The organism is Flagellimonas aequoris (assembly GCF_003584165.1).
In the GTDB taxonomy this organism is placed as follows: Bacteria; Bacteroidota; Bacteroidia; order Flavobacteriales; family Flavobacteriaceae; genus Flagellimonas; species Flagellimonas aequoris.
In genome coordinates this window covers 95,498-115,636 of record NZ_QXFJ01000008.1, presented here as the reverse complement: position 1 = coordinate 115,636, position 20,139 = coordinate 95,498, and the positions used below count along the sequence as shown (strand labels likewise).

Sequence of the window (20,139 nt, the reverse complement as noted above, 5' to 3'; positions counted from 1 at the left end):
ATTCTTTATAAACAAAAAACGCTCCAAATTAAGAATTTGGAGCGTTTCCCACTAAATCTAAGCTATTGCCTACTGTAGATTGTTAAAAGCATCTCCCTCATAAGTAGTATAATTCACTTTTAGGGCATTCACTTTCCTCAATTCTTGTTTTATATCGGTGATAAGACCCATATTGGCATTCTTATCGACCTTTAATGCAGTAGTCAATACGTTTTGAAGTTCTTGAGGTTTTTTTGCACGCTCTGCCAAAATAAAGGACCCAACTTCGTCCACATTGGCAAATTTATCATTCAACTGGATTTTTGGTTCAGAACCAAAAACCTTTTGATATTCTTGGGTAGGTTTTCCCACGTAGATATAGATTACGCGGTCCTTCTTTTCCAATTTCTTTACCTCCGTTGCGTTGGGAAGCGTGTTTTCAACCATTAACGAACTGTCTTTCATCGTGGTCACGGTCATAAAAAAGAACAGCAACATGAACACGATATCCGGCAAAGATGCTGTGGATACCGCTGGCAAATCCCCGTCCTTCTTTTTTGTAAACTTAGCCATACTAAATTCTAGTTTTAATTGGTTGATGTTTCTGCTTCCGAAAGCTTCTGTGGGAACATATCCTGGATACGCTTCACTTTGTCTTTCAACTCATCTCTAATGGCAGAAGGGGTTTCAGGGTTGAGGTACTCGGCTTCCATTTTGGTGAAGTCGCGATTATATAGCCTTTGGGCCTCGCGGTTCCTCAAATCATTATAGGCACCTACCAATTCGTTCTGAACGGTAATATAAGTACTGTACTTGGTTTCCCTGTCATTCTTCAAAGAGATGATCGCTTTTGTTGGATTATCCGATGAGGATTGATCCTTCTTCCCTTTACAGAAAGTACAGGAACCATCTGCGTTGTTTTCAAGAAATGCAATGGCAGCCTTTCTCAAATCCTTCAATTCCATCAAATTATCCTCTACCAGCAATTGACCATTTTTATTGATGTTCACCGTAAAAATGTTCTTTTGCTTAATCACTACATCTGTATCTGGCGGTTCGATCGGCGGTAACATACGATCCAGACCTGCATCCGTTTCAATGGTGGTGGTCACCAAGAAAAAGATAAGCAAGAGGAAAGCGATGTCCGCCATGGAACCGGCATTGACTTCCGGCGCTGCTTTTCTTCTAGGCATAATTCAACTTTTACTTTACAAACATTTTCTTCAATCCTGGGAAAACCATTAGAACCACCGCTACTACGGTTAGGATGAAGAATACATTCAATCCCATTCCAATGTTTTTCACAGTTCCTTCGGTGGTCGTAATACCTCTGCTTGCCATTTCCTCAACAACAGGGGCGTTGTCGGAAGAAAGTCCATAGGAAACGGCCACCACAATGGCCAATCCACCAAGGGCGAACAAGGTTTTCTTAAGGCTTCCCGGAGTGGAAAGCAATTTTGTCAATCCAAAGAACAGTGACGCCACTACGGCTATGGCCAACAAAATGTACATGATGATGAACATGAAGTTCATTGACCCACTGCTGATTGCAGCCGGATCATCCGCTGATGGCAATGAAAACCATAGAACAGCAGAAATCAGTCCGATTGCAATGAGTGCTATTTTTACTATTTTATTCATGTTTCCCGATAGTTTTTAGTTCCGTAATTATTTCTTGTGTGCTGCCAACATATCAATCAAAGATATAGAGGCATCTTCCATGTCATTTACGATACTATCGATCTTAGCAATGATGTAGTTGTAGAAAATCTGAAGGATGATGGCAACGATCAAACCGAATACCGTGGTCAACAAGGCCACCTGGATATCACCAGCGATCAAAGAGGCACTCAAGTTACCAACAGCGGCGATTTTCTGGAAGGCCTGGATCATACCGATTACCGTACCCATGAACCCAAGCATAGGGGCCACAGCGATAAACAAGGACAACCAAGATACGTTTTTCTCCAATTGGCCCATTTGTACACCACCGTAGGCAACAACTGCTTTTTCAGCAGATTCCAAACCTTCGGAAGATCTGTCCAATCCTTGGTAGAAGATAGAAGCAACAGGTCCTTTTGTATTTCTGCAAACCTCTTTGGCCGCTTCAACACCTCCGGAAGCCAAGGCATCTTCAACCTGTTGTTTCAATTTGGCAGTGTTCGTGGTAGCCAAATTCAAATAAATGATTCTTTCAATGGCAACTGCCAATCCCAAGATCAAACAAAGAAGTACGATTCCCATGAAGGCAGGCCCCCCTTGGATAAACTGTTCTTTCAATACCTGGGTGAAACCTTTGCTGGCTTCAGCTTCTTCTTGCAACATTGCTGCAGATGCAGTTGTAGTTCCCATCACAAACATTCCGGCAGCAGCCAGAGTAAAGGATATTTTTTTCATTTTACTTAAAACTTAAATTTAGTTAGTTAATAATGTTAAAGATATAAAAATTTTGCAATTGAAAAACTAAAATACCTTGCAGAGAGGAAGGGATTCGAACCCTCGATACACTTTTGGTGTATACACACTTTCCAGGCGTGCGCCTTCGACCACTCGGCCACCTCTCTATTCCTTCATTTAGGCCGACCAATAAACAAAAAAATAATCAGTTATAGAAATTTGAGGCGTTAATTTTACACCATTTCACCACGGAGCGGTGTCTCGAAAATTGTCTTGAACAATGTATCGGGAACGCCCGTCCCCAATAGGTACATGGCTTTGGTCACAGCCGCCTCGGTTGTAATATCCTTGCCATTAACCAGTTGCATTTCCTTGAGCTTTTCGCTGGTCTCATAATGCCCCATAAAAACACTACCTCCAGAGCACTGGGTCACGTTAATGATGTGTAAACCTTTTTTTACTGCGGATTTCAATTCTTGCAGGAACCATCCATCCATGGGGGCATTTCCGGCACCATAAGTTTCCAGAACTAGTGCCTTCAATTGAGGTATGTTCAACACCGCTTTCAACACTTCTTGGTTGATCCCGGGAAACAATTTGAGAATCGCCACCCGATCATCCATTTGTTTGTGCACCAATAGAGACTTGTTCTTGGCCTGCTTTTTTAACAGATAGTTGTGGTGCACTTTTAAATGTACCCCCGATTCCACCAAAGGTGGATAGTTCAAGGAAGCAAAAGCCTCAAAATGTTCAGCATTGATTTTGGTGGTTCGGTTGCCCCGATACAATTTGTATTCAAAATAGAGTCCTACTTCTTGCACCACCGGTTTGCCGTTTTCCTGAAGCGACGCAATCTCTATGGAAGTGATCAGATTCTCCTTGGCATCGGTCCTAAGATCCCCGATGGGCAATTGCGATCCTGTAAAAATGACCGGTTTGTCTAGGTTTTCCAACATAAAACTCAATGCGGATGCCGAATAGCTCATCGTATCACTTCCGTGAAGCACCACAAAACCATCATGACCCGCATAATGTTCCTCGATGATGGAAGCGATCAAGGACCAATAACTAGGGTTCATATTGGAGGAGTCGATAGGATTTTTAAAGGACACTCCACTTAAGGTACAATCCAATTGGTTCAGTTCCGGAATGTTCTTGATGAGTTCATCAAAATTGAAGGCCCGCAGGGCACCTGTTTCATAATCCTTGACCATCCCAATGGTACCCCCGGTATAAATAAGCAGTATGTTCGGTTTCTTTTTCATGGCTAAATACCAAAAACTTCTTTTGAATTATCGGTCGTGATGCTTGCAATTTCTTCTGAAGGCCTACCATATATAAAGGATAGCTTTTCCAGCACTTGAACGACATAATAACTTTCATTGCGCTTGCCGCGATACGGTACCGGGGCCAAATAGGGCGAATCGGTCTCCAAGACAATGTGTTTCAAATTGATTTGATCCAAAAACTGGTCAATTTTTCCATTTTTAAAGGTGGCCACTCCCCCAATGCCCAATTTCATGTTATAGGATATGGCCTGATGGGCCTGTTCCAAGGTTCCGGTAAAGCAATGAAAAATCCCGAAAAGGTCATCGCTTTTTTCCTGTTCCAAAATCTCGAAGATTTCATCAAAGGCATCGCGGCAATGGATTACGATGGGCAATTGGTGTTTTTTGGCCAAACGTATCTGGAACACAAACGCTTCTTGCTGCTGTTTCAAAAAAGTCTTGTCCCAATACAGGTCGATACCGATTTCCCCCACGGCATAGAATTTTCGTTTGGAGAGCCATTCTTCCACCAAAGCCAGTTCTTCCTTAAAGTTTTCCTTGACATGGGTGGGGTGCAATCCCATCATCAAAAACACATTTTGGGGATAGTTGGACTCCAGTTCCAACATGGCCTGGGTGTAAGTGGAGTCAATAGCCGGGATAAAAAAACGTTCCACTCCTGCATCCAATGCCCGTTGCATCATGGCATCTCGGTCTTCGTCAAAAGCCTCACTATATAAATGGGTATGGGTATCGGTTATGATCATTTCAGATTTTATGTCATTCCTCGAAAGAGGGAATCTTTATTCTTAATTTCTTTCTTTATCAGTCATGGAATCCTCTCTGTTTTTATAAAACTCCATGGCTTTCAAATAATTTAGGGCACCTTGTTTCGTCTGGTCATAAATAAATCCGTTCAATTCAGGATGATGTTCCCCTATCCATGAAACCAGATTTTCACGATTGGCAATCCACAAGGAGTCATTAAAATCAATGTATTCTACAATATCGATACTATAAATGGCTCCTTCTTTAAACCTGATGACCTCCTTTGAAACAAAAGGCCTCCCTTGTAAAAACATAATTCTATCGCACTCCTTGGAGATTTTCAAATGGAGTTCCTCCCCCTCTTCTTTAATATCCAAAATCTGGTACTTTGGATTAAATACAGAATCCCATTGAATTAGGTTACGATACCGCTCGTTGGTAAAAGTTCTTGTGTTGTCCATTTCATTAAACCTTATGCTGTCATAGAACATCCCAGTCACTTTTGAATAATCAGAATCGTTCATTGCCTGGTAATACTTTTCAACCAAGGCCACCTTGTCCATTTTCTTTGACTCTTGGTTGCAAGACACCAACAAGGACACACAAAGGAGCATGATGGTTATCTTCTTAAAAGCTAAATCTGTCATAACACAAAAATAGTTTTATCTTAGTTGTCCCAAAACTTTCATATCCAATAAAACATTTTGAGGTCCTTCGACTGCGCTCAGGACGACAAAGTACAATATACCACATGACATCACTCAAAAAGTTCCTGAAATCCAAAGACTATATTAAGGTGCCGCTCGTGTTCACCGAAACCAACCATTTTGAAATCGTAGCCAAGATCAATGGGGTTTCAGGCAAGTTCATTTTGGATACAGGAGCTTCCAACACCTGCGTGGGCATCGATAAAATCGAGTTTTTTAAAATGGCCTCCGAAGCTACCGACATCAAAGCGGCTGGAGCAGGTGCCACCGAAATGGAAACCCTTATCTCCTCCAAAAACAAGATCCAGATCGGGGATTGGAAAAAGAGCAAGCTTAAAATCGTATTATTTGACCTCGTGCACGTGAACCAAGCCTTGGTGTCCCATAACGCTTTGCCCGTGGATGGCATCATCGGTGCCGATGTCCTTAAAAAAGGAAAGGCCGTGATCGATTACAATAAAAAATGCCTCTACTTGAAAAAGTAAAGGTATTTATTCGTTTGATTCAAACCGAACCTTGTGCGGAATCTAAGAGTACTTGGAACCGCCCTGACCATTCATCTAAATTACGATTCATTTCATCAAAAATTACCATTTTCCATTACAGAACTTCGGAACTTTGGTGTATTCAAACTTGAACTAGAATCCCGATCCAAAATGAAAAAAAGCCTACTTACCCCCTGTCTAATGGCCTTACTTTTTATCAGCTGTAGCCCAGACGAAGAAGTCTTTGTGAACCCTCCTGAAGAGACACTGCTCCAAGATAGATTGACTTTACTTTACGGAGATTTGGAAGCTTTAAAACTACCCAATTCCTATGATTTGGGAAATATTCCGTCCGACCCAAACAATCCATTAACAGAACCCAAGGTTGTATTGGGAAAATTGCTTTTCCATGAAACTGGTTTGGCACAAAACCCTACAAAATCTGAAGGGAGGGGCACTTATTCCTGCGCTGCATGCCATCATGCCAATGCAGGTTTCCAAAGTGGGATGCAACAGGGCATTGGGGAAGGTGGCTTTGGCTTTGGCCAAATTGGGGAATCCAGGACCATTTCCTCTGACTATCTTCCTACTGAAATTGATGTTCAGCCCATCCTTTCTCCCACCATATTAAACACCGCTTACCAAGATGTGATGCTTTGGAACGGTCAATTTGGGGGTACTAAAACCAATACTGGAACGGAAAATAGCTGGACCGAAGGCACACCTAAGGCCGTCAACCATTTAGGGTTCGAAGGTTTGGAATCCCAGGCCATTGCGGGTATGGGAGTGCACCGTTTAACATGTGATAAGGAACTGCTGGATTCTATGGGCTATATTCCCTATTTTGATGCCGCATTTCCGGATGTGGATGAAACCGAAAAATACTCTGCTACCTATGCCGGTCTGGCGATTGCCGCATATGAACGTACCGTTTTGGCCACCGAGGCACCCTTTCAGCAATGGTTGAACGGTAACAATTCGGCCATGACGGAAGATGAGATGAAAGGTGCTATTTTATTCTTTGGAAAAGCAAATTGCTATGCATGTCACAATGGACCGGGGCTAAACAGTACCACTTTTCATGCCTTGGGTATGTTGGATTTTTCTGAAGACCAGGTTTTTGGCGTGGTGGATGAGACCATTAAAAGAGGGAGGGGAGGTTTTACCTTGAACTCGGATGATGATTATAAGTTTAAGACCCCCACACTATATAATTTGAAAGATGTTAAATTTTTTGGACATGGCGGAAGTTTTACATCTGTGAAGGAAGTTATCGATTATAAAAACAAGGGGATAGTTGAAAATAGTGCTATTGGTACCACCAACATATCGCCTTTGTTCGTTCCACTGGGATTAACCGATGAGGAAATAGACCAGTTAACGACATTTATCGAAAATGCACTTCATGATCCGGACCTAGATCGGTTTGCTCCTGCTTCACTTCCAAGTGGTAATTGTTTCCCGGTTGCGGACAACCAATCCAAAACCGATATGGGATGTAACTAATAAAAAGAACACCATAAAAAAAGGCCCATCCAAAAATTTGGATGGGCCTTTTTTTTATAATTGGACATTGGAAACTTAGAGTTCCAAAGCTCTTTTCACATTTCCGTCCATCAACAATTCTTCTGGACTTTCCAAAGCTTCCTTAACGGCTACCAAGAACCCAACAGACTCACGCCCGTCAATAATCCTGTGGTCATAGGAAAGGGCCACGTACATGATAGGTGCAATGGCAATGGCACCGTCCCTTACAATAGGACGTTCCACAATATTGTGCATGCCCAAAATACCACTTTGTGGTGGGTTGATGATCGGTGTACTCAACATGGAACCGAACACCCCTCCATTGGAAATGGTGAAGGTACCACCGGTCATTTCATCCACAGTGATCTGTCCGTCCCTCGCACGAAGGGCCAATCGTTTCACTTCGGCCTCTACACCACGGAAGGTTAGGTTTTCTGCATTTCGGATTACGGGCACCATCAGCCCTTTGGGACCGGAAACCGCAATACTGATATCGCAGAAATCATAAGTGATCATTTCCTTTCCATCGATCATGGAATTTACGGCAGGGTACATTTGCAATGCCCTGATCACCGCTTTGGTGAAGAAGGACATAAAGCCAAGTCCAACACCATGTTTGTCCTTGAACTGATCTTTGTATTTGGAACGCAGTTCAAAAATAGGGGACATATCCACTTCATTGAAAGTGGTCAACATGGCGGTCTCATTTTTGGCGGCCACCAAACGTTCGGCCACTTTTCTGCGCAACATGGACAATTTGGAACGGGTCTCACCACGGTTACCACCAGTTGGGGTTCCCATGGAAGGAACTGCCTGAACGGCATCTTCCTTGGTGATGCGACCATCCCTTCCGGTGCCCGAAACAGAGGAAGGCTCTATCCCTTTTTCATCCAATATCTTTTTGGCAGCAGGCGAGGGTGCCCCTGAAGCATAGGTTTCTTTCTTAGGCTCTTCCTTTTTTGGTTCCGCTTTTGGCTCCTCTTTTTTCTCCGCTTTGGGAGCGGCACCATCAGGTTTTGGCGCACTGGTGTCGATAAGGCAAACCACCTCACCAACGGCCACGGCATCCCCTACCTCGGCTTTAAGGGTAATAATTCCGCTTTCCTCCGCAGGAAGCTCCAAAGTTGCCTTGTCCGAGTCCACCTCGGCAATGGCCTGGTCCTTCTCCACATAGTCACCATCCTCTACCAACCATTCGGCGATTTCAACCTCTGTAATGGATTCCCCTGGTGAGGGAACTTTCATTTCTAAAACCATGCTATTATAGTTTATACTTGTATTATCGAATTAACATATTGTCCTTACTCTTGTCGAAAACATACTCCAACACCTGGGCATGTCGTCTTTTGGAACGCACCGCGCTACCTGCGGCAGGAGCTCCGTAAAATCTTCGGGATGCCACCCTGAATTGCTTGGCTTCATCCAAATGCATCAACATATGGCCCCAAGCGCCCATGTTCCTTGGTTCTTCCTGTGCCCAAACGATGTCGTCCGCATTCTTGTATTTTTTGATGATGTCCCTCATTTCGTCCGCCGGCAACGGGAACAATTGTTCCACCCTTACCAAGGCTACGTCATCTCTGTTCAATTCTTCTTTTTTATCCAAAAGATCATAATAGAACTTACCGGTACAGAACACCAACGTTTTTACTTTGGACACCTTGGCTTCCGCATCATCAATGACCATTTGGAAGCTTCCGTTGGCCATTTCCTCTTTGGTGGATACCACCTTGGGATGCCTCAAGAGACTTTTAGGCGTGAAGACTACCAATGGTTTCCTGAACCCAGCCTTCATTTGTCTACGGAACAAGTGGAACAGGTTGGCCGGCGTGGTTACATCGGCTACAAACATGTTGTCCTTGGCACAAAGTTGCAAATATCTTTCCATACGTGCCGAAGAGTGCTCCGCTCCCTGACCTTCATAACCATGTGGCAACAATAACACCAATCCGTTCTGCAATTTCCATTTATCCTCCGCGGCTGATAGGTATTGGTCGATGATGATCTGGGCACCATTACTAAAATCTCCAAACTGGGCTTCCCAAATGGTCAACGTCTTGGGGCTGGCCATGGCGTATCCATAATCAAAGCCCATAACGGCATATTCGGAAAGTAGGGAATTGTAGATATGGAACTTACCATTTTGATTGGAACCCAATTCGTTCAATAAGGTAATTTCCTCTTCGTGCATTTCGGTCTTGATCACAGCATGGCGGTGGGAGAAGGTTCCCCTTTCCACATCCTGACCTGACATGCGCACATCGTACCCTTCTTCGATCAACGATCCATAGGCCAATAGTTCCCCCATGGCCCAATCGAGGTTGTTGTCCTCAAAATACATGGCATGACGGGCCTCGACCAAACGTTCCAATTTTCTCAAGAATTTTTTCCCTTCGGGAAGTGCGGTGATGCTCTTGGCAATCTCATCCAATTTCTTAAGATCGTAAGTGGTATCCATAGGAGAAAGCATTACCTCTTCGGTCACTTGCTGAAATCCTTCCCACTCATCTTGCATAAATGGAGTAATCCTGGTCTTTTCTATTTTACGGGAATCCAAAAGATCTTCTTCCAAGCTCGTTTTGTAATCCTCTTCCAATCGACTTACATAATCCTTGTCGATAATGCCTTCGGCCAATAACTTTTGTGCATAGATATCCCTTGGATTATCATGCTTGGAGATGGCCTTGTACAACAACGGCTGGGTGAATTTAGGTTCATCCCCTTCGTTGTGACCATATTTTCGGTATCCCAAAAGATCAAGGAACACATCACGTTGGTACCTCATCCTATACTCCAACGCAAAGGTGGCTGCATGAACCACGGCCTCTGCATCATCGGCATTCACGTGAAGTACGGGCGACAAGGTCACTTTCCCCACATCGGTACAATAGGTAGAGGAACGTGCATCCAAATAGTTGGTGGTAAACCCGATCTGGTTGTTCACCACTATATGAATGGTTCCACCGGTATGGTAACCGTCCAAACGGGCCATTTGTATGACTTCATAGACCACACCCTGACCCGCAAATGCGGCATCCCCGTGTACCAAAATAGGAAGTACTTCAGAGACATTATCAATATGGTCATGGTCTTGTTTTGCTCGAGCAATACCTTCCACAACCGAATTCACGGTTTCTAAGTGGGAAGGGTTGGGTGCAATGTTCATGTTGACCATTTTCCCGGAATCGGTCTCCCGCATGGAGGTCCAACCCAAGTGGTATTTTACGTCCCCATCAAAGATGGTTTCTTCGTAATCCTTACCATCGAACTCGCTAAAAATATCTTTTGGCGACTTTCCAAAGATGTTGGTCAACACGTTCAAACGTCCGCGGTGGGCCATACCCATCACAAACTGCTTCACCCCTTGATCGGCCGCTTTTTCAATAATCACATCCAAGGCCGGGATCAAGGTTTCGTTCCCTTCCAACGAAAAGCGTTTTTGCCCCACATATTTGGTATGCAAAAAGCTTTCAAAGGAAACGGCCTCATTCAATTTTCGGAGGATGTTCTTTTTCTCATCCGCGGTAAAATTGGGATGGTTGTCGTTCACATTCAACCAATCTTGGATCCATTGGATACGTTCCGGGGTGCGGATGTACATGTACTCCACACCTATGGAATTGCAATAAATGCTCTCCAAGTGGGTGATGATCTCCTTCAAGGTTGAAGGACCGATGCCCAAAATCTTTCCAGCATCGAACACCGTGTTCATATCCTCTTGGGTAAGGCCAAAATTGGCCATCTCCAAGGTGGGCTCATATTTTCTACGCTCCCTTACCGGATTGGTCTTGGTAAAAAGGTGTCCCCGGGTGCGGTAACCGTCAATAAGGCGGATGACCTGAAACTCCTTTTGAAGGGTTTCGGGCATTTCCACCTGCTTGCCATTGGTAAGCACGACCATCCCGGTCTTCTCGGATTCGATCCCCAAATCGTCCAAGGAGCTTTCGAGACCGAAATCAAATCCTTGAAAAAAAGCCCTCCAACTGGGCTCAATACTATCTGGGTTCGTTAGGTATTTATCGTACAGCTCCGCAAAAAACGATGTGTGCGCAGCATTTAAAAATGAATATTTGTCCATTCTTTCTATTTCTCCAAAACTTTATGGAAAATTTTGTCAAAAATACGGGTTTTACCATTCATACAAATGGCTTTTAACCAAATATTACCCAAAAATTACAACTCTGTTACAGAACTAACGGGAAAGCCAGAATAATGAAATTTTTAACTCAAATCCGCCTCATAAACTAAAAAAAACATAACTTGGTTTCCACCAAAAAACCAACCTAACATGTCCGAACTTAAAAATCGATATCTTTCCCTTGATGTTTTCAGGGGTTTGGACGTCGCCTTGATGATCGTGGTCAACTCACCCGGAAATGGAGCCACCACTTTTGCTCCTCTCAACCATGCCAGTTGGAATGGTTTTACCCTGACCGACCTTGTATTCCCCACCTTTCTATTTGTAGTGGGAAACTCCATGAGCTTTAGCATGAAAAAATACGAGAGCATGGGTAGTGGTGCCGTTTTCAAAAAGGTATTCAAACGTACCGCCATTATTTTCTTGTTGGGATTTTTAATGTATTGGTTCCCGTTTTTTGACGATGGACATCTGAAACCCTTTGCGGAAACCCGAATTTTTGGTGTGTTGCAGCGCATTGCCCTGTGTTACATGTTTGCCTCGATCATACTCCATTTTGTCAAGTCGAAGACTGCCATATGGCTGAGCCTTATCTTTCTGGTGGCCTACCATCTCATCCTCATCGGTTTTGGCGACCTGACCCTTACCGGGAACGCCGTATTGAAATTGGATGAATGGCTCATCGGCCCCAAACATATGTACCACGGCGAAGGAATGGCTTTTGACCCCGAGGGACTCTTGAGCACGCTCCCTGCTATTGTGAACGTGATTATCGGTTTCTTGGCCGGGAAGTACATCCAAAAGAACGGTCAGAACTTTGAAACCATCGCCAAATTGATGATGGTAGGTTTTGCACTGGTCTTTGCCGGTTTGGCCTGGGACCTCTTATTACCTATCAATAAAAAATTATGGACCAGTTCCTTTGTGTTGCTCACCTGTGGGATAGATTTGGTTGCCATTGCCACCCTGATCTATTTCCTGGACATGAAAAAAACCAAGGGATGGAGCTACTTTTTTGAAGTGTTCGGCAAAAACACCCTCTTCATCTATCTGTTATCGGAATTGTTCGTGATCACCCTATTTTCCATTGATGTGAATGGTTCCTCGCTTTACCTATGGATCGCCGAAAATGTGTTCATATCATGGTCAGGAGGCTATATGGGATCCCTGTTGTTTGCCCTCTGGATCATGCTCACCTGCTGGGCAGTGGGGTACTTTATGGACAAGAAGGGTATCTATGTAAAAGTGTAAAAGATCAGCATCAGCTGCTGTATTTGGCCTTGTACCAAACTTTTTGCCATTCCCGTTTCAACAACAAAAAGGCTACTTCAGCGGCAACATCCACTGCGTCGGAAGGGGCAATCTTTTTTACTTCATTTTCTGAAATATCCACCACATACAATAGGTTGAGATATTCGGAAAACTTTTCCACTATAAGAAAATAGATTTTTTCGTGCAGGAGGCTCTTCAGTTCAGTTGGCGTTACATCCATGGAAATCTGGATAGGTACATTGGCAAGGTCAAAATCCTTTTTAAGCTGGAGCAACAACTTTTTGTACAATTGTTCCCGCTGGACCACCTCGAGCAACTCCAAACTAGTATTGTAATTGGATAGCATATTGTATTTACGTCCAAAAGGGACGTTTGGGATTTACTCCCCTTTGAAAATTTGGCCTTCCTTCATTACAAAGGACACATTCTTCAGGGTACTCACATCGTCCTTCGGATTTCCTTCAACAGCTATGATATCTGCCAAAAAGCCTTCCTTCAATTGACCAAGGTTATCCCCCATTCCCAACAAAGTAGCATTGGTGATGGTTGCAGATTTGATGGCTTCCATGACCGGCATCCCTGCCTCGACCATATACACAAACTCCCTTGCATTTTCACCGTGTGGGTATACTCCTGCATCGGTTCCGAAAGCGATCGGCACCCCTTTTTTATAGGCCTTGGCAAACATGGCTTGTATCTTGGGCCCGATTTCCCTTGCTTTTTTGGCAACCACTTCCGGGTAATACCCAGGTTTGTTGCCATTTTCGGCGGCTTCTTTTCCCGCGGTAATGGTTGGCACCAAATACGTATGGTGCTCCACCATCATATCCATGGTCTCTTCACTCATCAAAGTACCGTGTTCTATGGTGTTTATCCCTCCCAAAATGGCCCTTTTGATTCCTTCATCGCCATGGGCATGGGCCGCGGTCAAAAAATTATAATCTTTGGCCGTTTCGGTTATTCCTTTTATTTCTTCCAACGTAAACTGTGGATTCTGACCGCTTTTTGCAACACTCAAAACACCGCCAGTGGCCGTAATCTTGATGACATCGGCACCGTCTTTATAACGTTGTCTCACCGCTTTTCTGGCATCATCAACCGAATTGACCACTCCTTCTTTTGGACCAGGATCTCCCATTAATTCTTTCTTCATACCATTAGTTGGATCAGCATGTCCACCGGTAGTACCGATGGCCTTTCCGGCCGTAAAAATCCTAGGTCCCACAATAGTGCCTTTGTTAATGGCATTCCTAAGCGAAATATTCACTCCGCTTCCACCAAGGTCACGAACGGTAGTAAACCCTGCCATCAATGTTTTTTTGGCATAAATGGTTGAATTGAAAGCCACATCGGCTTCATTCAAAGTGAATTTTTGAATATAGGCACCTGGATTGGATTCGGATTCAATATGAACGTGCATATCTATAAATCCTGGCATTACGGTTTTGTTTTTCAAATCGACCACCAAATCTTTTGAACCTCCGGATTTGTATCCATTTTCAATGGATTTTATGGAATTACCAGAAATCACAATGGTTTTTTCCGTCAATATTTTTCCAGTTTGTACATCAACGATATTCCCACATTGCAGATAGGTTTCTTGGGCAAATAATACGGTTGTAAAAAGAGAAATGGAAAGGGTAATCAGTTTTTTCACGGTCGGGGGTTATTTAAGTTTTCCCGAATGTACGCATTGCCTTTAAAATTTGCATAAAATAGTTGGGCGAACGACATAAAAAAGCCCGTCTACAGACGGGCTTTCTTTTGTTTAAGTTATTTGTTTCAACTTCTGACTTTCTTTTCCCAGTCCCAGGCAGTTTTCATAGCTTCATCCAAAGTGGCTTTAGCCTTCCAACCCAAAACTTGGTTGGCTTTAGTAGTATCGGCATACGCCTGAATCACATCACCAGGTCTTCTGTCCACAACCTTGTAATTGAGTTTTTGTCCCGATACTTTTTCAAAACTTCGGATTACTTCCAAAACGGAGCTTCCTTTGCCCGTTCCCAAGTTGAACACTTCGTAGTTGGATGCATTTTTACCATCCAACAAACGCTGCAATGCTTTCACATGGGCCTTTGCGAGGTCCACCACATAAATATAATCGCGGATACAGGTACCATCTTCCGTTGGATAATCATCACCAAAAACAGAAAGTCGCTCCCTAAGGCCTATACCTGTTTGGGTAATGAATGGAATCAAATTTTGAGGGATTCCAAGTGGCAATTCACCAATGTTAATTGATGGATGTGCACCGAATGGGTTAAAATATCGGAGCGCGATGGCCTTTAAATCAGGGTTCACCCTGCAGGTATCCCGAATAATCTCTTCCCCTATCTGTTTGGTGTTGCCATAGGGTGATTCTGCCGGTTTCACAGGAGCATCCTCGGTAATGGGCATTACATCTGCCTGTCCGTATACTGTACATGAAGAACTGAAGATGAAGTTTCCTTCACCTTTTTTCTCCAATTCTTGAAGGATATAGACCAAGACTCCCAAGTTGTTCTCATAGTACAAAAGCGGTTTTTCCACACTTTCGCCCACAGCTTTGGAAGCAGCAAAATGGATCACGCCCCCTATATCATACTTTCCAAAAAATTCTTGGACCTTCAATTTATCCCGAAGGTCAAATTCCTCGAAAATGGGTCTCTTGCCCGTAATGGCCTCAATACCGTCCAAAACATCAATGGAGGAGTTGGAAAGGTTGTCTACCACCACAACATCAAAACCTTCGTTCAGTAATTCAACAACTGTGTGCGAGCCTATGAAACCAAGGCCTCCCGTTACTAGTATTTTCATTTTATTGTTTTACAAAGTCGATGACCAATTTAGTGATGAAAGCTATCTGCTCATCATCCAACTCGGTATGCATGGGCAATGAAATCACTTCCTTGACCAATTGGTTGGTCACCGGAAAATCCGCTTCATTGTACCTACTATCCGCATAGGCTTTTTGCTTATGTAGGGGAACAGGATAGTACACCCCACAAGGAACGTTGTTTTCATTTAAATGTTTTACCAGGGCATCCCTTTTTCCGTTCAAAATCTTTAAGGTATATTGATGGAAAACATGGCAATCGCAGGTGCTAGGCTGAATACCACAGGCGCATGAAATCTTGGGCGTCACTATGTGTTCTTGCCCTTGGAAGGCCTTTGTATATTTAGCGGCAGATTGCCAACGTTGTTTATTGTATCCATCCAATTTGGGAAGTTTAGCCTTGAGCACTGCTGCCTGAATGGAATCCAATCGAGAGTTTACCCCTACCACATCATGATAATACCGTTCATACATCCCATGGTTCACAATACCACGGATGGTGTGGGCCAAATCATCATCATTGGTAAAAATAGCACCCCCGTCTCCGTAACAACCTAAATTTTTTGATGGAAAGAAAGAGGTAGAAGCGACATGACCAATGGTACCCGCCTTTTGTTTTTCGCCATTTTTGGAAGTATACGTTGCCCCGATGGCCTGTGCATTGTCCTCGATGACAAAAAGATCGTGCTTTTTGGCCAATTCCATGATGGCATCCATATTGGCACATTGCCCGAACAAGTGTACGGGAACAATGGCTTTGGTTTTTGGGGTAATAGCTCTTTCAATCGCAGCAACGTCTATATTGAAGGTATCGGGTTCCACGTCCACCAAAACAGGGGTCAGGTTCAGTAGGGCAATTACTTCAACCGTGGCGGCAAAGGTAAAATCGGCCGTAATGACCTCATCACCAGGCTGAAGCCCCAATCCCATCATACAGATTTGCAAAGCATCCGTGCCATTGGCACAGGGAATCACATGTTTTACCCCCAAATAATCTTGCAGCTCCTTTTGGAATGCATGCACATAAGGGCCATTGATGAATGCCGAGGTTTCCAAAATCTCAGCTATGGAATCGTTCACCTCTTTTTTTATGCCTTCATATTGACCATTGAGGTCAACCATCTGTATTTTTTTCATCGGAATTGATTATGCGGCAAAATTAAGAAATTAAGATACCATAATGGCCTCTTGTGGAAAGAATGTATTTTAGCAAAAATTGATGCCTTTGCGTTTTTTGTACAACATTTTGGTCAATCTTGCCTGGACCGGGCTTCATGTGCTCGCATTGTTCCAACCCAAGATAAAATTGTTCGTGTCCGGAAGGAAGGAGACATTTTCCCTTCTCGAGGGAAAACTTTTCCCAAACACCAAAACTGTTTGGATGCACGTGGCCTCACTCGGTGAATTTGAACAAGGCCTCCCGATACTGGAACGCCTGCGCTCCCAACACCCAAATCATCAAATTGTACTTACCTTTTTCTCTCCTTCGGGATACGAGGTGAAAAAGAACACTCCTATTGCGGATGTAGTGGCCTATCTCCCCATGGATACCATGTCCAATACCACACGATTCCTTGACTTGGTGAAACCAGAACTTGTTATTTTTGTGAAATATGAGATTTGGCCCAACTATCTTCACCAGTTAAAAAAGAGAGGCATTCCCACTTTTCTTGTCTCGGCCATCTTTTCCAAAAGGCAAGTATATTTCAAATTTTACGGCGGGTTTATGCGAAACAGCCTAAAGACCTTTTCCCACTTTTTTGTCCAAGACGAGAACTCCAAAATCCTCTTGCAATCCATCGGTTTTGAAAATATTACCGTTGGCGGTGATACCCGACTGGATCGTGTTTCCGAAATTTTGAAAAGGGACAACCGATTAGAGTTCATGGAGCGCTTCAAGAACGGGCAATTTTGTTTGGTGGCCGGAAGCACTTGGCCCGAAGATGAGAAAATTTTGATTGATTACATCAATTCGGTCCAGGAACCTATCAAATTTGTCATTGCACCACACGAAATCAAGCCTGCCCATGTAGAAAAAATCACCAGCACCCTTCAAAAAAAAGTGGTGTGTTATTCCGATATGGAAGATAAAAATCTAAAAGATTTTGATGTGCTTATTATCGACACCATTGGCATCTTGACCAAAGTGTATAGCTATGCGGATTTCGCTTATGTTGGGGGGGGCTTTGCCACAGGGTTACACAATACCATGGAACCCGCCGTTTTTGGAATCCCCATCATCATCGGTCCACAATACCATGGCTTTAAGGAAGCGGAAGACTTGGTGGCCAGAGGAGGTATTGTTTCCATATCCGATCAAACAGCGTTCAATGAACTGATGCGGTTGTTTGTTGAAAATCCCGCAATCGCCAAAGAAAAAGGCACAATCAATTCCTCCTACATCAACGCCAATGTTGGGGCAGCCGATCGCATTCTGGATCATATTTCCCAATTTTTATAAAATTTGGTTAGCTTTAACAAATTTCAACCAACATGGACAAACGTATTTTCAGAATTTCATTGACCGCTGCCCTTGCGGGTTTTTTGTTCGGGTTTGACACGGTGGTCATCTCCGGGGCCAACCAACCCATTAAGGAACTTTGGAACACCAATTGGTTTTTGGGCGATTCCATTTTCACCTTCCACGGAATTTTTATCATGTCCATGGCCTTGTGGGGCACCGTTTTGGGATCGCTCTTTGGAGGCATCCCTACCGACCGTTTGGGAAGAAAAAACACCTTGTTTTGGATTGGGGTTCTCTATTTTGTATCTGCTGTTGGTTCGGCCTTGGCGCCAGAGGCCTATAGTTTTTCGCTTTTTAGGTTTATTGGCGGTGTAGGAGTTGGGGCCTCGTCCGTTGCGGCACCGGTCTACATTTCAGAGATATCCACAGCCGAAACCAGAGGAAGGTTGACCGCCATGTACCAGTTCAATATTGTATTCGGTATCCTCATCGCCTTTATATCCAACTATCTTATAGGAATTGTTTTTGAAGAAAATGTGGCTTGGCGATGGATGCTCGGTGTGGAAGGCATACCTGCCTTGATCTATACATTAATGGTACTGAAAATCCCCAACAGTCCACGATGGCTGTTGATGAAGGAACGTGCCGATGCCATTGTAATGGAATCCATAACCCTCTTGGGCATTGAAAAGGAGAGAGCCACCGTTTATCTTTCCGAAATCAAAGTAGCACTATACGACACTGCTGAAAAACATAAGGAAAACCTGTTTTCCGGCAAGTATAACAAATCTTTGTTACTGGCCTTTTTGATTGCTTTTTTCAATCAATTGTCCGGGATTAACTTTGTACTGTACTATGCTCCCGAAATTTTGGAGCGTGCGGGACTTGCTTCTGGGGAATCCCTTTTTAGTTCCATATCCATTGGTGTCATCAACCTCATCTTCACCTTTGTGGGTATTGCTTTGATTGATAAGTTGGGCCGGAAACAATTGATGTACATCGGATCCATCGGATATATTTTGAGTTTATCGATGGTCGGTTGGTGTTTCTATTCCGGGGCCAGTTCTGTTTTGCTGCTCATCTTTATATTGATTTTCATCGCCTCACACGCTGTGGGGCAAGGCGCGGTAATATGGGTGTTCATCTCGGAAATTTTCCCTAATAAGGTGCGCTCATACGGACAAGCCTGGGGAACGGGCACCCACTGGGTATTTGCAGCCCTAATCACTTTACTCACGCCCACTTTTTTAGACTCTGAAATCGGCGTTTTTAAAGAAAATCCATGGCCTATTTTCATTTTCTTTGCCCTTATGATGGTGCTCCAATTGTTATGGGTGGCCTTTATGATGCCAGAGACTAAAGGAATCAGCTTGGAAGAATTGGGTAAATTGCTCAGCAAGAAAAAACAAAAACCCAATTAATTGGTTTACAGCACATGCCATAAATCCATCCGTTAATCGAATATCGGGTTGATCCGTTGCAGGGAACAACAAATAATTCCGTACATTGATAGAAATTACACTATTATGGCAAATGAAGCTTCTTTTGGGGATAAGCTAATGGTCAGTTTTTTGCGGGTGATGGTCTTTGTACTGATCATTATCTTGATTGCGATTCCCGTGTGCATCCTATTGGACTTTTTGGGTGTGATGGACGCCTTGGGCTTCGCCTAAAAAATAACGTCCTGTTCACCCATGGATTTTGTAATTACCTTCACGTAGTTATCTATCGTTTTTTCAATATTTGAGGGTTCGGTCACATCTACCTCGCCCCTCCATATCAACTCTCTTTCCTTGCCCACACATATGCAGTATAGGGAAGTCTCTGCATGGTATATGTTGAAGCTATCGTAGTACTCCGGATCGTAGTAAATGTCTTGATGCTCCAAATAATCGTTGCTGAAGCGCACGAACATTTTATCAATATTATTCAGATGTTCCTTAAAGGTCCTTCTATTTTCCGTACCCACCACCTTGGTGAACAAAATAGCATCGAAACCTTTGTCCAAAAGCTGTTGCTCCACCTCCTCGATTTCCTTTTCGGACCTTTGCGATGAGGTGAACTCCACATCAAATAGATCAATGCTGCGCATGGCATCCACACCCTGTTCTTTCAATTCGTCCACAAACTTGGTCTCAAACTCCATTCTGGCATTATCATCCTGGACCATGCCCACTACCAACACTTGGTATGCATCAAAAAGCACAATGTCAGGGTTCTTCCATGTGCCAACGAGTCTGGTAGAGGAACATCCCATGAGGAGAAACAGACTTAATATGAACGATTTAGATTTCATTAGAGTGGATTTAGTGGTTCATG

Annotated in this window: 20 protein-coding genes and 1 tRNA gene; 6 read left to right on the top strand and 15 right to left on the bottom strand. The window is 43.6% G+C overall.

From position 1 onward, the window contains the following. Positions 1-69: 69 nt before the first annotated feature. The 8 genes from D2U88_RS01470 to D2U88_RS01435 form a co-directional block, all read right to left on the bottom strand. Complete coding sequence (locus tag D2U88_RS01470) at positions 70-552, bottom strand: ExbD/TolR family protein (RefSeq protein ID WP_119638526.1); 483 nt, start codon at positions 550-552, stop codon at positions 70-72. Between the two features lie 14 nt (positions 553-566). Beyond that, a complete protein-coding gene (locus tag D2U88_RS01465; RefSeq protein WP_119638525.1) occupies positions 567-1,172 on the bottom strand; it encodes an ExbD/TolR family protein in 606 nt (201 codons plus the stop codon). Positions 1,173-1,182: 10 nt separating this feature from the next. Next, the gene (locus D2U88_RS01460) at positions 1,183-1,620 is read right to left on the bottom strand and encodes a hypothetical protein (RefSeq protein ID WP_119638524.1); all 438 of its coding nucleotides are present in this window, start codon (positions 1,618-1,620) and stop codon (positions 1,183-1,185) included. 27 nt (positions 1,621-1,647) lie between these two features. Further along, positions 1,648-2,376, bottom strand: a complete 729-nt coding sequence (locus tag D2U88_RS01455; RefSeq protein WP_119638523.1) for a MotA/TolQ/ExbB proton channel family protein — start codon at positions 2,374-2,376, stop codon at positions 1,648-1,650. 79 nt (positions 2,377-2,455) lie between these two features. Next, a tRNA-Ser gene (locus D2U88_RS01450) sits at positions 2,456-2,543 on the bottom strand. 66 nt (positions 2,544-2,609) lie between these two features. Continuing rightward, positions 2,610-3,641 (bottom strand): asparaginase, encoded by a 1,032-nt coding sequence (locus D2U88_RS01445; protein WP_119638522.1) that lies wholly within the window; start codon positions 3,639-3,641, stop codon positions 2,610-2,612. Between the two features lie 2 nt (positions 3,642-3,643). Further along, positions 3,644-4,411, bottom strand: coding sequence for a TatD family hydrolase (locus tag D2U88_RS01440; RefSeq protein ID WP_119638521.1), 768 nt, complete (start codon positions 4,409-4,411; stop codon positions 3,644-3,646). A 42-nt stretch (positions 4,412-4,453) separates the two neighbouring features. Further along, positions 4,454-5,059, bottom strand: a complete 606-nt coding sequence (locus D2U88_RS01435; protein WP_119638520.1) for a hypothetical protein — start codon at positions 5,057-5,059, stop codon at positions 4,454-4,456. 104 nt (positions 5,060-5,163) lie between these two features. On the opposite strand from D2U88_RS01435, the gene D2U88_RS01430 reads away from it, so the two are divergent. Beyond that, positions 5,164-5,604, top strand: coding sequence for a retropepsin-like aspartic protease family protein (locus D2U88_RS01430; RefSeq protein WP_119638519.1), 441 nt, complete (start codon positions 5,164-5,166; stop codon positions 5,602-5,604). A gap of 201 nt (positions 5,605-5,805) precedes the next feature. Beyond that, on the top strand, positions 5,806-7,110 hold the full coding sequence (locus tag D2U88_RS01425; RefSeq protein WP_235855693.1) for a cytochrome-c peroxidase: 1,305 nt from the start codon (positions 5,806-5,808) through the stop codon (positions 7,108-7,110). A 75-nt stretch (positions 7,111-7,185) separates the two neighbouring features. Here the strand turns inward: D2U88_RS01425 and odhB are convergent, their stop codons facing one another. Then, complete coding sequence (odhB, locus tag D2U88_RS01420) at positions 7,186-8,388, bottom strand: 2-oxoglutarate dehydrogenase complex dihydrolipoyllysine-residue succinyltransferase (RefSeq protein ID WP_119638518.1); 1,203 nt, start codon at positions 8,386-8,388, stop codon at positions 7,186-7,188. Between the two features lie 22 nt (positions 8,389-8,410). After that, the gene (locus D2U88_RS01415; protein ID WP_119638517.1) at positions 8,411-11,209 is read right to left on the bottom strand and encodes a 2-oxoglutarate dehydrogenase E1 component; all 2,799 of its coding nucleotides are present in this window, start codon (positions 11,207-11,209) and stop codon (positions 8,411-8,413) included. 210 nt (positions 11,210-11,419) lie between these two features. Here D2U88_RS01415 and D2U88_RS01410 point away from each other — a divergent pair, with 210 nt between their 5' ends. After that, complete coding sequence (locus tag D2U88_RS01410) at positions 11,420-12,520, top strand: acyltransferase family protein (RefSeq protein WP_119638516.1); 1,101 nt, start codon at positions 11,420-11,422, stop codon at positions 12,518-12,520. 10 nt (positions 12,521-12,530) lie between these two features. On the opposite strand, the gene D2U88_RS01405 is transcribed toward D2U88_RS01410, so the two are convergent. The 4 genes from D2U88_RS01405 to D2U88_RS01390 form a co-directional block, all read right to left on the bottom strand. Continuing rightward, positions 12,531-12,887, bottom strand: coding sequence for a hypothetical protein (locus D2U88_RS01405; RefSeq protein ID WP_119638515.1), 357 nt, complete (start codon positions 12,885-12,887; stop codon positions 12,531-12,533). A gap of 33 nt (positions 12,888-12,920) precedes the next feature. Then, a complete protein-coding gene (locus tag D2U88_RS01400; protein WP_119638514.1) occupies positions 12,921-14,198 on the bottom strand; it encodes a metal-dependent hydrolase family protein in 1,278 nt (425 codons plus the stop codon). 125 nt (positions 14,199-14,323) lie between these two features. Then, a complete protein-coding gene (gene galE / locus D2U88_RS01395) occupies positions 14,324-15,337 on the bottom strand; it encodes a UDP-glucose 4-epimerase GalE (protein WP_119638513.1) in 1,014 nt (337 codons plus the stop codon). A 1-nt stretch (position 15,338) separates the two neighbouring features. Then, the gene (locus D2U88_RS01390; RefSeq protein WP_119638512.1) at positions 15,339-16,493 is read right to left on the bottom strand and encodes a DegT/DnrJ/EryC1/StrS family aminotransferase; all 1,155 of its coding nucleotides are present in this window, start codon (positions 16,491-16,493) and stop codon (positions 15,339-15,341) included. Between the two features lie 82 nt (positions 16,494-16,575). Between D2U88_RS01390 and D2U88_RS01385 the strand changes: the two genes are divergently transcribed. The 3 genes from D2U88_RS01385 to D2U88_RS19460 all read left to right on the top strand — a co-directional run bounded on the left by D2U88_RS01385 (position 16,576) and on the right by D2U88_RS19460 (position 19,493). Further along, positions 16,576-17,817 (top strand): 3-deoxy-D-manno-octulosonic acid transferase, encoded by a 1,242-nt coding sequence (locus D2U88_RS01385; RefSeq protein WP_119638511.1) that lies wholly within the window; start codon positions 16,576-16,578, stop codon positions 17,815-17,817. 32 nt (positions 17,818-17,849) lie between these two features. Continuing rightward, positions 17,850-19,241 (top strand): sugar porter family MFS transporter, encoded by a 1,392-nt coding sequence (locus tag D2U88_RS01380; protein WP_119638510.1) that lies wholly within the window; start codon positions 17,850-17,852, stop codon positions 19,239-19,241. Positions 19,242-19,346: 105 nt separating this feature from the next. Further along, positions 19,347-19,493 (top strand): hypothetical protein, encoded by a 147-nt coding sequence (locus tag D2U88_RS19460; RefSeq protein WP_182859079.1) that lies wholly within the window; start codon positions 19,347-19,349, stop codon positions 19,491-19,493. On the opposite strand, the gene D2U88_RS01375 is transcribed toward D2U88_RS19460, so the two are convergent. Next, the gene (locus D2U88_RS01375; RefSeq protein WP_119638509.1) at positions 19,490-20,116 is read right to left on the bottom strand and encodes a hypothetical protein; all 627 of its coding nucleotides are present in this window, start codon (positions 20,114-20,116) and stop codon (positions 19,490-19,492) included. The genes D2U88_RS19460 and D2U88_RS01375 overlap by 4 nt on opposite strands. Positions 20,117-20,139 lie beyond the last annotated feature (23 nt).